The 14,211-nt window shown below is 50.2% G+C and carries 12 protein-coding genes and 1 pseudogene; 9 read left to right on the forward strand and 4 right to left on the reverse strand.

Annotated elements, in window-relative coordinates:
• Positions 1–26 precede the first annotated feature (26 nt).
• Positions 27–920 (forward strand): AEC family transporter, encoded by an 894-nt coding sequence (locus tag CR46_RS0117185; RefSeq protein ID WP_030074768.1) that lies wholly within the window; start codon positions 27–29, stop codon positions 918–920.
• Positions 921–943: 23 nt separating this feature from the next.
• Here the strand turns inward: CR46_RS0117185 and CR46_RS0117190 are convergent, their stop codons facing one another.
• The gene (locus tag CR46_RS0117190; protein ID WP_030074770.1) at positions 944–1,300 is read right to left on the reverse strand and encodes a hypothetical protein; all 357 of its coding nucleotides are present in this window, start codon (positions 1,298–1,300) and stop codon (positions 944–946) included.
• 240 nt (positions 1,301–1,540) lie between these two features.
• Between CR46_RS0117190 and CR46_RS0117195 the strand changes: the two genes are divergently transcribed.
• From CR46_RS0117195 to CR46_RS0117215, 5 genes are all read left to right on the forward strand, one after another.
• Positions 1,541–3,166 carry a BCCT family transporter gene (locus CR46_RS0117195; protein ID WP_030074772.1) on the forward strand — a complete coding sequence of 542 codons (1,626 nt, stop codon included), beginning with the start codon at positions 1,541–1,543 and terminating at the stop codon, positions 3,164–3,166.
• Positions 3,167–3,213: 47 nt separating this feature from the next.
• The gene (locus CR46_RS18475) at positions 3,214–3,360 is read left to right on the forward strand and encodes a hypothetical protein (RefSeq protein ID WP_198023744.1); all 147 of its coding nucleotides are present in this window, start codon (positions 3,214–3,216) and stop codon (positions 3,358–3,360) included.
• 189 nt (positions 3,361–3,549) lie between these two features.
• Positions 3,550–4,899 carry an MFS transporter gene (locus tag CR46_RS0117205; protein WP_030074774.1) on the forward strand — a complete coding sequence of 450 codons (1,350 nt, stop codon included), beginning with the start codon at positions 3,550–3,552 and terminating at the stop codon, positions 4,897–4,899.
• A 14-nt stretch (positions 4,900–4,913) separates the two neighbouring features.
• Positions 4,914–5,429 carry a retropepsin-like aspartic protease family protein gene (locus CR46_RS0117210; protein ID WP_030074775.1) on the forward strand — a complete coding sequence of 172 codons (516 nt, stop codon included), beginning with the start codon at positions 4,914–4,916 and terminating at the stop codon, positions 5,427–5,429.
• A 72-nt stretch (positions 5,430–5,501) separates the two neighbouring features.
• A complete protein-coding gene (locus CR46_RS0117215) occupies positions 5,502–5,681 on the forward strand; it encodes a PLDc N-terminal domain-containing protein (RefSeq protein WP_030074777.1) in 180 nt (59 codons plus the stop codon).
• 118 nt (positions 5,682–5,799) lie between these two features.
• Here CR46_RS0117215 and CR46_RS18655 read toward each other — a convergent pair whose 3' ends face one another.
• Positions 5,800–5,922, reverse strand: a complete 123-nt coding sequence (locus CR46_RS18655) for a hypothetical protein (protein WP_264018851.1) — start codon at positions 5,920–5,922, stop codon at positions 5,800–5,802.
• Positions 5,923–6,150: 228 nt separating this feature from the next.
• Here CR46_RS18655 and CR46_RS17900 point away from each other — a divergent pair.
• Positions 6,151–6,916, forward strand: a pseudogene (locus tag CR46_RS17900) (response regulator).
• A 22-nt stretch (positions 6,917–6,938) separates the two neighbouring features.
• Complete coding sequence (locus CR46_RS0117230; RefSeq protein ID WP_030074779.1) at positions 6,939–8,534, forward strand: ATP-binding protein; 1,596 nt, start codon at positions 6,939–6,941, stop codon at positions 8,532–8,534.
• Here the strand turns inward: CR46_RS0117230 and CR46_RS0117235 are convergent.
• Positions 8,497–9,435 (reverse strand): LysR family transcriptional regulator, encoded by a 939-nt coding sequence (locus CR46_RS0117235; RefSeq protein WP_030074781.1) that lies wholly within the window; start codon positions 9,433–9,435, stop codon positions 8,497–8,499. The two genes, CR46_RS0117230 and CR46_RS0117235, sit on opposite strands and share 38 nt — an antisense overlap.
• Before the next feature lie 99 nt (positions 9,436–9,534).
• On the opposite strand from CR46_RS0117235, the gene metE reads away from it, so the two are divergent.
• A complete protein-coding gene (gene metE, locus CR46_RS0117245) occupies positions 9,535–11,832 on the forward strand; it encodes a 5-methyltetrahydropteroyltriglutamate--homocysteine S-methyltransferase (protein ID WP_030074783.1) in 2,298 nt (765 codons plus the stop codon).
• Between the two features lie 160 nt (positions 11,833–11,992).
• Here the strand turns inward: metE and ppk1 are convergent, their stop codons facing one another.
• Positions 11,993–14,185, reverse strand: a complete 2,193-nt coding sequence (gene ppk1 / locus CR46_RS0117250) for a polyphosphate kinase 1 (RefSeq protein ID WP_030074784.1) — start codon at positions 14,183–14,185, stop codon at positions 11,993–11,995.
• Positions 14,186–14,211 lie beyond the last annotated feature (26 nt).

The raw sequence follows: 14,211 nt of genomic DNA on the forward strand, positions 1-14,211 counted from the left end.
TACGCCCTCCGATCGGCGGAGGGCGCATGATCGGTCATATTCTTGCCACTTTGTTACCGGTGTTCTTAATTGCTGGCTGTGGTGCGGTCTATGGGCGTTACCGTAACCCTGATATTCGTAGTCTCAATACGCTCAATATGGAGCTATTTGTTCCACTGCTGGTATTTGCTGTGCTGGCAGATCGCCAAGCCCCTTTAGCAGATTATGCGTGGCTTGCCATTGCGGCGGTGGCCGTAGTGCTTGGGTCTGGTTTGGTGCTTTGGCCGGTAGCTAAATGGCTGTCGCTGGATACAAAAGTGTTTTTGCCGCCAATGATGTTTAATAACTCTGGCAATATGGGGGTGCCACTATTGGTGCTTGCCTTTGGGCCAGAGGTGCTGCCAGCCGCAGTGGTCGTGTTTATTGTCGAGATGCTACTGCACTTCTCAGTGGGTCTTTATATGTTGGACCCACGCACGTCACTTTGGCGACTGTTACGCATGCCCATTGTTGCTGCAAGCCTAGCAGGGTTGGTAGTTAATGTGGGAAGCGTGCCGCTGCCGAGCTGGTTGTTGGAAGCAATGCATATGCTTGGTGGTATCTGTATTCCACTGATGCTGTTCGCGCTGGGCGTTCGGCTACTAGAAATTGACTTTAGTGACTGGCGGACTGGCCTGTTAGGCGCGGTGCTGTGTCCGCTTTCTGGCATAGTGATCGCACTTCCACTCATGTGGTTACTGCCGTTAAATCCGCTACAAACGGCCGTGCTACTGGTGTTTGCTGCACTGCCACCTGCAGTTCTGAATTACTTAGTGGCAGAGCAGTATAAACTCGCCCCACAAAAAGTGGCTTCATTGGTGCTGATCGGCAATTTAGGTAGCTTAATCGTTATGCCGCTGACATTAGCAGCGGCATTTGCCTGGATACAAGCGCCGCCTTAACAGCGGCGATATTCAACGGTTGATTAAGAACGGCGGTGTTCGTCTTTAACTTCGTAACTACCTTCTAGTGCATCGTACTGGCCCTTAGATGCATCACTGTGAGCGTAACCACCACCGATATCCTGAGCATGGTCAGCGCGCATTTGCTCCATGCGTTTTTTCATTTTATGGCGGACAAAAGGCATCATTGCCCATCCGATAAGCAGGAAAAAAAGTCCGAGCACGACACCAACGATCATCAGCGCTCCAAACGCTAGCCATGTTAGTAGCAGTTTAAAGCTACCCATTAGACCAGTTGGCTGGGTTTGGGCTGCCCGTGCACGCCACTGGTTAGCAGCTTGCCACGCGGCATTGCGTTGATCGCGATTCATTTGCGGCATGAAAGCCTCCATCGTTCGTATGCATTTGTTGGAACACAGACGGGGTGTCAAGTTCCTGGCCTGGGTTAACATTTCTTTATTTTGGGGGCGGCAACCCGTTATATGCCTATGTTAGGTTAATGGCCTAACTTGGTACGTTTGATGTTAAGTAACTGGTATACATTCGGTATTTCATAATGCCAGCATTTATCTGTACCGTTTGCATTATGGTACACAACGCTCATCTAACAGGATGGTTATATGGCAAATCATGGCGGTAAGTCGGTTTTTGTCGCATCAGCGATCATTATATTCGGCTTAGTTATTATTGGCGCTGCATTTCCAGAAGGCTTTGGTAATGCAGCCCAAGCAGCGCTTACATCAATTACTGAGCTGTTTGGCTGGTTTTACTTATTTTCAGTATTTGGTTTTGTGGTTTTTTTGATCGGACTTGCACTGAGTAAGTACGGAAAAGTGCGTCTTGGCCCTCAAGATAGCACGCCTAGCTACAGTTTTTTCTCTTGGATTAGCATGTTGCTGGCTGCCGGTTTTGGCGTCGGGCTGGTGTTCTATGGGATGGCTGAGCCAATGACTCACTATATTAATCCCCCTTATGGCGATGTTCCTGCCGAAACGGATGCTGCCGCACGCTATGCCATCCAATACAGCTACTTTAACTGGGGCATCCACCAGTGGGCGGCGTTTTCTGTTGTGGGCTTGATTATTGCCTACTTTCAATTTCGGAAAGGGCAAGCCGGGCTGGTGTCTTCTGTACTCTCTTCGGTGACGGCTAAACATCCCCGCGTTCGCCCTTACGCATCATGGTTGGATATTTTTGCCGTGGTTGCCACCGTTATGGGGGTTGCCACTTCGCTTGGTTTAGGTGTGTTGCAAATGAATGGTGGCCTTAATGCGGTGTTCGGTTTGCCGGAAAATGGCTTTTGGCAGTTTGTTATTCTGTTTGTCATGTTCTGTGCTTATATGGCATCGACCTGGTCAGGCTTGGATAAAGGGATTAAGCGATTATCAAACCTAAACATGATTTTATGTATTGGCTTGATGCTATATGTGTTAATTACCGGCCCTACCGTTGCTATTTTAGAGACTATTACCTTAGGTATTGGTGATTACTTACAAAATTTTATCGGTATGAGTCTGCGGATTTCCCCTTATAGCGATAACGAGTGGGCGAGCAGCTGGACTATCTTCTATTGGGCATGGGTGATTGCCTGGTCTCCCTTTGTCGGTACCTTTGTGGCACGGGTTTCTCGAGGTCGTACGATTAAGGAGTATGTCTTTGGCGTACTGTTTGTGCCGCCGCTATTGGCCTGTTTATGGATTGGCGTATTTGGCGGTGCTGCGCTTAATTTGGAAATGTCGGGCAGTGATGTAGGGTTGGCGGCCGCTACTGAAGCCAATATTACCGTAGCGTTATTCGAGATGTTCGAGCTGATGCCTTTCACCGGGGTATTGTCGGTAGTAGCTATGATGCTTATCTTTATTTTCCTGGTAACGTCAGCTGACTCTGCGTCTTATATCGTGGCGCAAATGACCGATAACGGTTCTATCAATCCACCTCTATACAAGCGCATTATTTGGGGAGTTTTGATCGCGGCGATTTGCTTAACGTTAATAGTGGCGGGGGGGCTTTCTGGTCTCCAGTCGGCAGCAGTGCTTTCAGCATTACCGTTTACCTTTATTTTGTATATGATGATTGTAGTGTTAGTTCGCGAGCTAAGGGCTGACCGCAAAGCGATGCTGACGCAGTTATATCGTCGCCATGGGGAAACGCCAGTGGGTGCCGATGCGTTTGAAGCGGAGCAGTTGGGTGAAGAAGAGCGCCTACGCCGTGCTCCAAACGTCGTCAATCGGCGTATTAATAGCTAAATCATTCGCTTATTTACAGGGAACGCACACATGGACAAGGCGTGCTAATGGCCCGGCAAGGACACCACGGTGCCACGAGGAAAAAGCCCAAAAGAGTGGTTTTTGATCGCTGGCTGGATCGCATTGTCACCGTTGCTGTGGTCACAGCGATGGTGGTGGGTACTGCGGCCGTGGCAGCCCACTGGTTGCTATGAATTGGATTGCCATGGATGGTTCAGCAACAACGATCAGCGCGTTACGCTCGGCTATGCCGAGCGTTTGTTTTTAAGGCCCCGACCGCGGTTAAGCCGCTTTTCTGAATAAACACATGCCATCTTATCGTCATGAACTAACTGCCGTTAATATGGTGATGACGCTACTACACACTTTTTGAGAGAGCCTGCATGCTGCCTGCTAACCCCGCCAAGGTTGCTCCCACCTACGCATCGCGACGTGAAATATTTGGCTGGGCAATGTTTGATTTTGCCAACCAAGCTTACACCTTGCTGATTATCACCGTTGTGTTTGGAGAGCTTTTCACAACGGTCATTGTAGGCGATCGAGGAGATGGCTTTCGCCTAGCGAATTTTTTGTGGAGTCTCGCGTTGGCATTGAGCTATCTCATGGTCGTATTAACTGCCCCGCTATGCGGCGCGGTGATGGATTATCGAGCAGAAAAAAAGCGATTTTTATTAATTAGTTACCTCGCCACCGTGGCAACTACTGCCATGCTGTACTTTGTTGAGCCTGGCTATGTGGTGGTGGGGCTGCTGTTAATCATACTGTCAAACTACGCTTATTCGATGGGTGAGTCGTTTATTGCCGCTTTTTTGCCAGAGTTAGGGCCGCCTGATGCGCTAGGTAAAATTTCAGGATTTGGTTGGGCGCTTGGCTATATTGGAGGCCTTTTTGCTGCTGGTTTTACACTGATGGTGCTGGGGGAGGCCACCGCCGACAACTTTGAGCGCATACGTTGGGTGGGGCCCTTTGCTGCAGGTTTTTTCTTGGTGGCGGCTATACCCACTTTTCTGTGGATGAAAGAGCGTGGTGTTCCTCAGCCCCATGGTGTTTCCTATCGACGTATTGCGATGCAGCGTGTGCGTTCAACGTTTGCCGAGCTGCGCTATTTTAAAGACTTAACCATCTTCTTAGTCTCGCTGCTATTCTCGATGGCAGGTGTCTACATCATTATTGCGTTTGCCTTTATTTATGGCGCTCAAGTAATTGGTTGGGAAGAGGGTGTGCGCAATATTATGTTTATTATTGTGCAAGTAACGGCAGCGGCAGGCGCGTTGGGGTTCGGGTTTCTACAGGATAAGCTGGGTGCTAAACGCACATATCAAATGACCTTGGCACTTTGGGTCATCGCTATTATCGCAATATGGGCGACGCCAGAGCTAACCGACTGGGTGAATAGCCGTTATGCCGTAGAGTGGCAGGCACAGCACGTTTTCCTGGTAGTTGGCTGTTTGGCAGGTCTTAGCCTGGGGTCTAGCCAGTCAGCCAGCAGGGCGCTGGTAGGCTTGTTTTCGCCACTGGAGAAGTCCGCCGAGTTTTTCGGCTTTTGGGGGCTTGCTAATAAATTGGCAGGGGTATTTGGAATTGTCATGCTAGGCGTTTTGCAAACGTTAATTGGTCTGCAAGCGTCTATCCTACTATGTGTGGCACTGTTTGTTATCGCGATGCTGATATGCGCTGTGGTTAATGAACAACGGGGGCGCGATGCTGCACTCGCCTGGGAAAGGAGCGTTTAGCTCGGAGGTGGCATATGAAAATCCTCGCTATGCAGCGTGGTGGTATCGCCCTAATGCTACTCTTTTGGATGCTACTATTGGCCGGGGGTACATGGCTGCTGGATGGGGGTTTTGAAAAGGTAATGACCCCGAATGCCCATGTAATGTATGCCTCTCCCGAGGATGGGCCTGTTAGTTTAACGCGCAACCGTGCAGGCCATTTTGAAGCGCCAGGTAAAATTAATGGTAAACCGGTTACATTTTTGTTGGACACTGGAGCTACCTATGTTGCAGTACCCGGCAACTTAGCTAGCGAGCTGGGGTTGTCGCCAGGGCGCAGTGCATGGTTTAACACTGCAAATGGGCGTGCAGAGGGAACGTTGACACAGTTAAATGAAGTGGTTTTAGGCAACATACGTATGAATGATGTGCAAGGCTCTATAAGCCCCGGTATGGAGAACGACACTGTGCTGCTGGGCATGAGTTTTCTTAATTTATTAACGATTGAGATACGTAGTGGAGAAATGCTGCTAAGCCTGCCTAAAGAGTGAAACTTACTTGTCGGCATCGGCACGATGTGCTTAGCTGAAAATTCATGGAAGTAAACCCGCTAAGGAGTCGTTATGGGTATTGAAGTAGGTGGATTACTGGGTCTTATTTGGCTGATTATCGTTATATGGGCCATTGTTAAAGTCGCTAAGAGTTCAGCCAGTGGCCTTGCAAAGCTATTGTGGATCTTGGCGTTATTGTTTTTTCCACTGGTTGGGCTGATCGCGTGGTTTCTACTTGGTCCCAAAGGGTAGCGAGCAACACGCTATCTCTAAATAATAAAAGGCAGTCCACTATGGTGGGCTGCCTTTTTAGTAACCCAACTATTAGGTTACTTAATGAAGCGCAACGTGGATGAGCGCATCAATCGTTTTACCCGCGTGGAGGTGCCTTGTAATGCCCAGGAATCGTTAGCTTTTCCCCATTAGGCAAGTCGCGCACTTGGGTGGGTACATAAACACGTTTGATAATACTTTTGGCTTTGCTGTTTCCCATGAAATCCTCCTCCTGTCAGATTGCCGACAGTTAGCCAACTCACATTAGCGCTTGGTTGCTTCAGAATCAAGGTACCTAGCAGGCAAATCATTGAATATACGATTAGGAAATAGCCAAGGGGCAGGCGTTTGAGTGGTTTTGAGGTATCCTGGGAAATATTACAGCCTGCGGTTATGTAAGGGTGAGCGGGTGATAACACAAACTGCCTAAGCGGAGTGAACATACAGGATGGTAGACCACTTGGAACAGCAATTTCAGGCGCTTGGGGCTCAAGACGCCGTAACACCAGATTATCCCGATCAAGATCATGTGTTGATTATTGAAGATGACCAGCGTTTGGCAGAGCTTACTCGCGACTACCTAGAAGCGAATGGCTTTCAAGTGACGCTGGAGGCGGATGGGGCTAAAGGCGTTGATCGTATTTTAACGCTTCAGCCTGACTTGGTGATTCTTGACTTAATGCTACCGGGTGAAGATGGCTTGGCTATTTGTCGTCGTGTACGGCCTAATTTTGCCGGCCCTATTATGATGTTAACGGCCCGTACTGATGATCTTGATCAAGTGCTGGGCTTGGAGATGGGGGCTGATGACTATGTGCCTAAACCGGTTCAACCTCGTGTGCTTTTAGCGCGTATGCGGGCGTTACTTCGTCGCGCGGATGCGCCTGCACCCGGTGGTGAAATGCGCTTGCGCTTCGAAAATCTAGAGATAGATAACGCCACCCGCGAAGCGTGGCTTTCTGGCGAGCGCATTGACCTTACCAGTGCCGAGTTTGATCTACTGTGGCTATTGGCAAGCAACGCGGGGCGAGTCTTGACGCGCGAAGAAATTTTCAATGAGCTGCGTGGTATCAAATACGATGGACAGGATCGTTCGATCGATGTTCGCGTATCGCGTATCGCGTATTCGTCCCAAAGTAGGCGATGATCCTAATCAGCCACACCGCATTAAAACGGTGCGCAGCAAAGGTTATCTTTTTGTTAAAGATAGTTAATTAATCGAGCGAGGTTAACCGTATGCGGCGAGTGTTGGGCCACGGTTCTTTTTTGAGATTTTATCTTCTGCTGGGCTTGGCACTTTGCGTCGTGTTTTTTATTGCGCTGGGTGGGCGCTCTTTTATTGAGCAGGTTCGTCGCGAAGATTATCGTGAACAACTCGCCGCGTTACCTATGTCGTTAATGACGCAGCAGCTAGCGTCAAGCCAAGTGGCTGAAAGAGAAGCCTCACTTGCGCGCTTTTCAGAACAGCTCGGCATGCAACTCTCACTTCAACGAATTGAAGATGCAGAGCTGAATTACTTTGAACGATCGCGTGTCGAGCGGGGGTCCGTTTTAGTGACCGGAGACCCTTGGAAGCTGCGGCAACGCATACCCAATGATGAGTGGATGCTAGAAGCGACGTTTGCCGCGTGGAGTGAGCAACAGTGGCAAGGCAGTATGGTATTGATTGGAGACTGGCTTGCCAGTATGCCTCCTGAAGCAAGAGCTGACGCTTTGGCTTCTCTGAACACTGGCAGCTGGCCGCTTTCACTGCTTGTTACTGCCCCTCACGGGCTCACCTCAGAGCAGCAGTTTCAGCTCGCGTTAGGAGGTGTGCTGACGCGTTTGGTTTCGGATAAGCTTTCCTTGTTGCTAATTTATCAACTGCCAGGCGAGAACCAATGGTTACAGGCTGGCCCAACCTCTCGCGGTGATACGCTGCCGGTCAACTTGCACCTTCCTTTACTGGTAGGGTTGATGGTGGTGCTCAGCCTGATTATTTACTTAATTATGCGCAGTATCGAAGCGCGCATGGCGCGTTTAGAGCTAGCGGCAACCAGAATCGCCAGTGGCCGTTTGGAAACCCGTGTAAAAGTAGAGAGCGGTGATTTTTTAGGTCGAGTAGGCATGGCCTTTAATGGCATGGCGAATCAGGTCCAAAGTTTGCTAAGAGGCCAACAAGAGATGATTCGTGCAGTGTCTCATGAATTACGCACGCCGGTCGCTCGCATACGCTTTGCAGTACAAATGGTCGAAGATATGACGGATCAGCCTGCGATTCGTCGTCAGCTTCAGGGAATTGATGCTGATATCGCCGAGCTAGACGAGTTGGTTGATGAAATTCTCACCTACGCGCGTTTAGGAGGGGAATCCATTAATGGCGTAGAGTTGGAAATGGCGCTGGTTGAGTGTCGGGCAATGGCCGAGCGCGTTATTGATACGCTGTCACCGCTTCACCAAAGTTTATCATTAACGTTAGAAAGCAACTCAGAGGTTGAACTTTACGCAGAGCCACGTTATTTACAGCGCGCACTGCAAAACCTAGTCAGCAATGCTTGCCGCCATGCCAAGTCCCACGTCGTGATTCGTTTGTGTGACGAACCTCACCTGGTGCGTATCGATATTGAAGATGATGGGCCCGGCATACCGCCTGAGGCCCGCGGTGATATTTTTAAGCCGTTTGCTCGACTCGATAATAGCCGCGCACGTAGTTCTGGTGGTTATGGATTGGGTCTGTCCATTGTGCAAAAAATTATGGCAGGCCACGGGGGTAGCGTCACTGTTGATACCAGCCCTACACTTGGTGGCGCGCGTTTTACGTTGCTGATTCCTCGTCGCGAGTCGCCGGCTTAATGCCTGATAGCACTGCAAATGAGGTCTCTTTAGCGGTGCGCAAAAAGTCCTGCATCCAAGGCGCTTCTAAATTCTCCTCTCGAATAGCGGCATAAAGCGTGCTCCAAATGCCGTTCTCGCCCAGTTTTACGGCGCTAACATAATCCCGCTCTAAATACTCGGTGAGTGCCCAGTTGGGCAGTGCACAGACGCCTCGACCGCTGGCAACGAGCTGCATCATCATGATGGTGAGCTCTGCAGTGCGGATTTCTTTTGGTCGAACATTGGCGGGAGCCAAAAATTGGGTAAACACATCCAGCCGAGCGTGTTCGACCGGATAGGTGATTAGTGTTTCCTCGGCTAATGCTTTTGGTTCGATAAACGGACGGCCTGCAAAAGAGTGCTGCCGAGCAACCGCTAGCAGACCTTCATAACGAAACAGCGGCGCGTAGTGTACTCCTTCCAATGGCTGAGGATCGGCGGTGATCACCAGGTCTAACTGCTCTCTAGCAAGGGCAGGCAGCGGGTCGAAGTGGTGGCCACTGGGGATATCAATTTCGACCTCTGGCCAGTGATCGCGAAAGTAATCCACGGTTGGCATCAGCCATTGGAAACAGCTGTGGCACTCGATGGCCATATGCAGCCGACCCTGCTCCGTACCTGCCAAGCGCGCTAAGTCACGCTCAGCCTTACGTACTTCAGGCAAAATCTCATCTGCCAGTGCCAACAGGCGAAGCCCCGCTCTAGTGAATTCCACTGGGCGTGTTTTACGTACAAACAGTGCGCTGTCAACGCGGCCTTCCAAATCTTTTAACTGATGGGAAAGCGCCGACTGGGTTAGGTGAACCCGCTCTGCAGCCTCCACTAAAGAACCGGTTTCCCGCAGGGCGAGCAGCGTGCGCAAATGGCGTAATTCAATCATTGTGAGTATTTTTCATGTTTTGTATTAAAAACTTTAGTTTGATTCATGATTTTAAGATAAGCAGACTGTGCGAAATCATTCATGTTTAAAGGTTCCATCATGACAGTTTCTCATATTCTCGGCTATCCCCGGATTGGCGCTCAGCGCGAACTTAAAAAAGCCACCGAAGCCTATTGGAAAGGAGACATCTCACGGAACGAGCTTGAAACAACAGGGCAGGCATTGAGGCTCTCTCACTGGCAGACCCAGCAAAACGCTGGCCTCGACTTTGTCAGCGTTGGCGATTTTGCGTTTTATGACCAAGTACTTAATGTTTCCGTCATGCTGGGAGCGGTCCCCGCACGTTTTAATGCGCAGCACGAAGTGAGTGAAGGCAACGTTGATTTAGATACCGCTTTTCGTATGGCCCGTGGCCGAGCCCCAAGCGGTGAGCCTGCCGCCGCCTGTGAAATGACTAAGTATTTTGACACTAATTACCATTACCTAGTCCCTGAATTGCATGATGGGCAGGCGTTTACTTTAGCATCTGACCGCTTATTCAACGAAGTTAATGAGGCCTTACAGGCAGGTTTTACGCCGAAAGTGACGCTGACTGGCCCGCTCACTTGGCTGTGGTTGGGTAAAGCCAAAGGTGGTGAGTTCGATCGGCTGAGCTTGTTGGATAGTGTACTGGATGTATACAGCGAAGTTCTTTCACGCTTAGCGACACAAGGCATTGAGTGGGTGCAGCTAGACGAGCCTGCTTTGGTGCAAGACCTGCCCTTAGCGTGGCAACAGGCTTACGAGCGTGCTTATCATCGCCTACAATCCGCCCCGCTAAAATTGCTTGTTGCCACTTACTTTGGTGGGTTAGGTGATAACCTTTCGCTTACGACACGCCTGCCAGTAGCGGGATTGCATATTGATGCTGTTCGTGCAGCCGAACAGGTAGAGAGCGTGGTTGATCGTTTAAGCCCTCATCAAGTGCTTTCGATTGGCTTGGTGGATGGGCGTAATATTTGGCGTGCTGATTTGGCGGCCCTAAGAGAGCGTCTGCTGCCCCTAAAAGTACGTTTAGGGCAGCGACTATGGCTGGCACCCAGCTGCTCATTGTTGCATGTGCCGGTAGACTTGGTTCAAGAAACTGAACTGGATAGTGAACTAACCAGCTGGTTGGCATTTGCGCGTCAAAAACTGGATGAAGTAGTGACTCTTACCCGGCTGATTGATAACCGAGCCACACCTGTTGATGAACAGCGGGTGAGTGAGGCAACGCGTGCCTTGGATACGCGCCGGGAATCGCGTCGCATTCATCAGCCTGCCGTGAGTGGCCGTTTGTCGGCGATAACGGCTCAAGATAGTCAGCGTCAGTCGCCTTATGCCCAGCGCAGCGTGTCTCAGCGTCGAGCGCTTGCACTGCCACTGTTTCCCACCACCACCATTGGCTCTTTTCCGCAAACAGGTGAAATACGCGCCGCCCGTCGGGCATTTAAAGCCGGTGAGCTGAGCCAGGCAGATTACGAAGCGCGTATGCGCGAAGAGATCGCATATGTCGTTGAGCGCCAGGAAGCGCTTGGTCTAGATGTGCCCGTTCACGGTGAAGCCGAGCGCAACGACATGGTGGAGTACTTTGGTGAACAACTTGATGGCTTTGCTTTTACGCGCTTTGGCTGGGTGCAAAGCTATGGCTCCCGCTGCGTAAAACCGCCGATTATTTTCGGTGACGTTTCTCGCCCCAAACCAATGACCGTTTGCTGGAGTGAATACGCTCAATCGCTCACCGAAAAACCCATGAAAGGCATGCTGACAGGGCCTGTGACGATTTTACAATGGTCGTTTGTGCGTAATGATCAGCCCCGTGCAACCACCTGCCGTCAGATTGCGCTGGCACTGCGTGACGAAGTTGTCGATTTGGAAAAAGCGGGTATTCAGATCATTCAAATTGACGAGCCCGCGCTACGTGAAGGCTTACCGCTGCGGCAGAACGAGTGGCAATCCTATTTGGATTGGGCAGTAGAAAGCTTCCAGCTAAGCGCTGCAGGCGTTGCAGACAGCACCCAAATTCATACGCATATGTGCTACTCGGAGTTTAACGACATCATTGTGGCCATCGCCGCGCTAGATGCGGATGTGATCACCATTGAAACCTCACGTTCCGATATGGAACTGCTGGACGCTTTCCAGGATTTTGCTTACCCGAACGAAATTGGGCCGGGAGTTTATGATATCCATACGCCCAATATTCCAGATGTCGCATGGATGGTGGCGTTGATGGAAAAAGCGCTGGAAAAAATTCCTGCTGAGCGGCTATGGGTAAACCCTGATTGTGGTCTGAAAACCCGTGGCTGGGCAGAAGTGGAGCCTGCATTGGCTAATATGGTGGAAGCTGCAAATCAACTGCGTGAGCGTTATGCGTAAAGACGATAAGCGTAACGTGGTAGAACCAGCATTAACCGATCATCCGCTAGATAAGTAAGTATGGGTGCCAAAAGCTAATTCTGACTACATAGCTAATTGCCATTTAATTAAGCCCCGCTGCAACAGGCAACGGGGCTTATTGTGTATCTAGCGGTGATGGCTAGCTTTTTGAGGCATAGGCATAGAGCAGCGTTTCCTGGGCACTAATCGCGTCACCATTGCCAGGGTCTTGTAGCTGATAACTGCCATCGCTTTTAAGCAGCCAGCTTTGGCAGTTATCGACTAGATAGGTCTCCAAGTCTTTACGCACCCGCGTGGCCAGCTTTTTATCCAGCAGCGGAAAGCAGGTTTCTACGCGATGAAACATATTGCGTGACATAAAATCAGCGCTTGAGCACCAGGTCTCTGATTTGCCGTCGTTGTGAAAGTGGAAAACGCGGGTATGTTCTAAAAAACGACCAATAATCGACCTTACGCGAATATTATCTGATATACCCTCAACACCGGGTTTCAAACAACACATACCACGAATAATCAGGTCACACTCGACGCCTGCTTGAGATGCACGATATAGCGCCTTGATAAGCTTGGGTTCGGTGAGTGAATTGCACTTAATAATAATATGCCCACGCTTACCCCTAAGCGCCACCTGAGCTTCACGATCAATCATTTCGACTAAGCGCTCGTGAAGTGTAAAGGGCGCGTGCAACAGCGTATCAATCTTACGCGCGCGGCCCATGCCAGAAAGCTGCTGGAAGACTTTATGTACATCGGCGCATAGCGCTTTATTGGCGGTCAGTAGGCTGTAATCGGTATACAGTTTTGCGGTCTTAGAGTGGTAGTTGCCAGTGCCTAAATGTGCGTAGTGGCGCAGTTCGCCTTTCTCACGCCGCACAATATGCAGCATTTTAGCGTGGGTTTTATAGGCCATAATGCCGTAAATCACAATGGCGCCAGCTTCTTGCAAGCGTGATGCTAGCTGTAGATTATCCGCCTCATCAAACCGTGCCCGTAGCTCAATAACTACGGTAACTTCTTTACCTTGGCTAGCGGCATCGACTAGCGCGCTGACTATTGTTGAATCAGCACCAGTGCGATACAACGTCTGCTTGATGGCCAGTACGTCTGGGTCGCGGGCGGCTTCGCGCAGTAAATCTTCGATAGGCGAAAAGGACTGGAACGGGTGGTGGAGCAAAATATCGCTTTTGGCAATCGCACTAAACAGGCTGCCGCCTTTCAGTGCTTTTGGCACGCTAGGCGAATAAGGGCGGTAAAGTAGCTCCGGGCGGTCGACATCGCCCAATACAGCCATCATGCGAGTCAAATTCACCGGCCCTTGGACACGGTATAAATCGCTATTTTCTAATTCAAACTGACGTAATAAAAAGCTGGTTAAGTCATCTGGGCAATTGTCGGCAACCTCAAGCCTTACGCCACTACCATAGCGACGCGCCAATAGTTCGCCACGTAACGCAGATGCCAGATCTGAGACTTCTTCGGGGTCGACGGTCATATCGGCATTGCGGGTCAGCCGGAACTGATAACAACCGCGCACACGCATACCGGGGAATAGTTCCTCGGCATGGGCGTGAATCATCGACGATAAGAAAATATACTCAGAAAAACCTTCAGCGCACAGCTCCTTTGGTAACGCCATTAAGCGAGGCAGCGAGCGAGGCGCAGGAAGGATTGCCATGCCACCAGCGCGACCAAAGGCATCCTTTCCTTCTAGTTCAACAATGAAGTTGAGGCTTTTATTAACTAGCCGTGGGAATGGGTGCGAAGGATCTAGGCCGATAGGGCTGATCACCGGCATGATTTCATTATCAAAGAACGCATGTACCCAGGCTTTTTGTTCGTCGGTCCACTGATCGCGACGACGGAAACGTAGGCCTTGCGCTTCTAAGGCAGGCAGCAAAATATCATTTAATATCTGGTATTGACGTGCAATTTGCTGATGCGCGATTTCGGAAATTTCAGCTAGTAAAGCTTTAGGCAAGCGACCATCGGCGGCAGTGGTATCGTCACCTAGTGCCATTTGGTGTTTAAGCCCAGCAACCCTGATTTCAAAAAACTCATCCATGTTGGATGAAAATATCAGCAAAAACATCAGCCGATTGAGTAGCGGATGCGCATCATCAAGTGCTTGTTCAAGTACGCGAATATTGAACTGCAGATGGGACAGTTCACGATTGAAATAAAGCTGAGGGTCATCCAAGTCAGCTTCTGAGTGCGATTCTCTGGCGTGAACGCCAGTAGGCGTACGATTAATGCGCAATGGTAAAATATCACCTTCGCTACTGGTGGGCTCGTTTGAAACTGCTGGAGTGGAATCTATTGACTGATCGTCCATGGTTGCCCCCGGTGGTGGTTCATACC

Origin of the sequence: Vreelandella neptunia, assembly GCF_000712975.1 — a bacterium.
Taxonomy (GTDB): domain Bacteria; phylum Pseudomonadota; class Gammaproteobacteria; order Pseudomonadales; family Halomonadaceae; genus Vreelandella; species Vreelandella qaidamensis.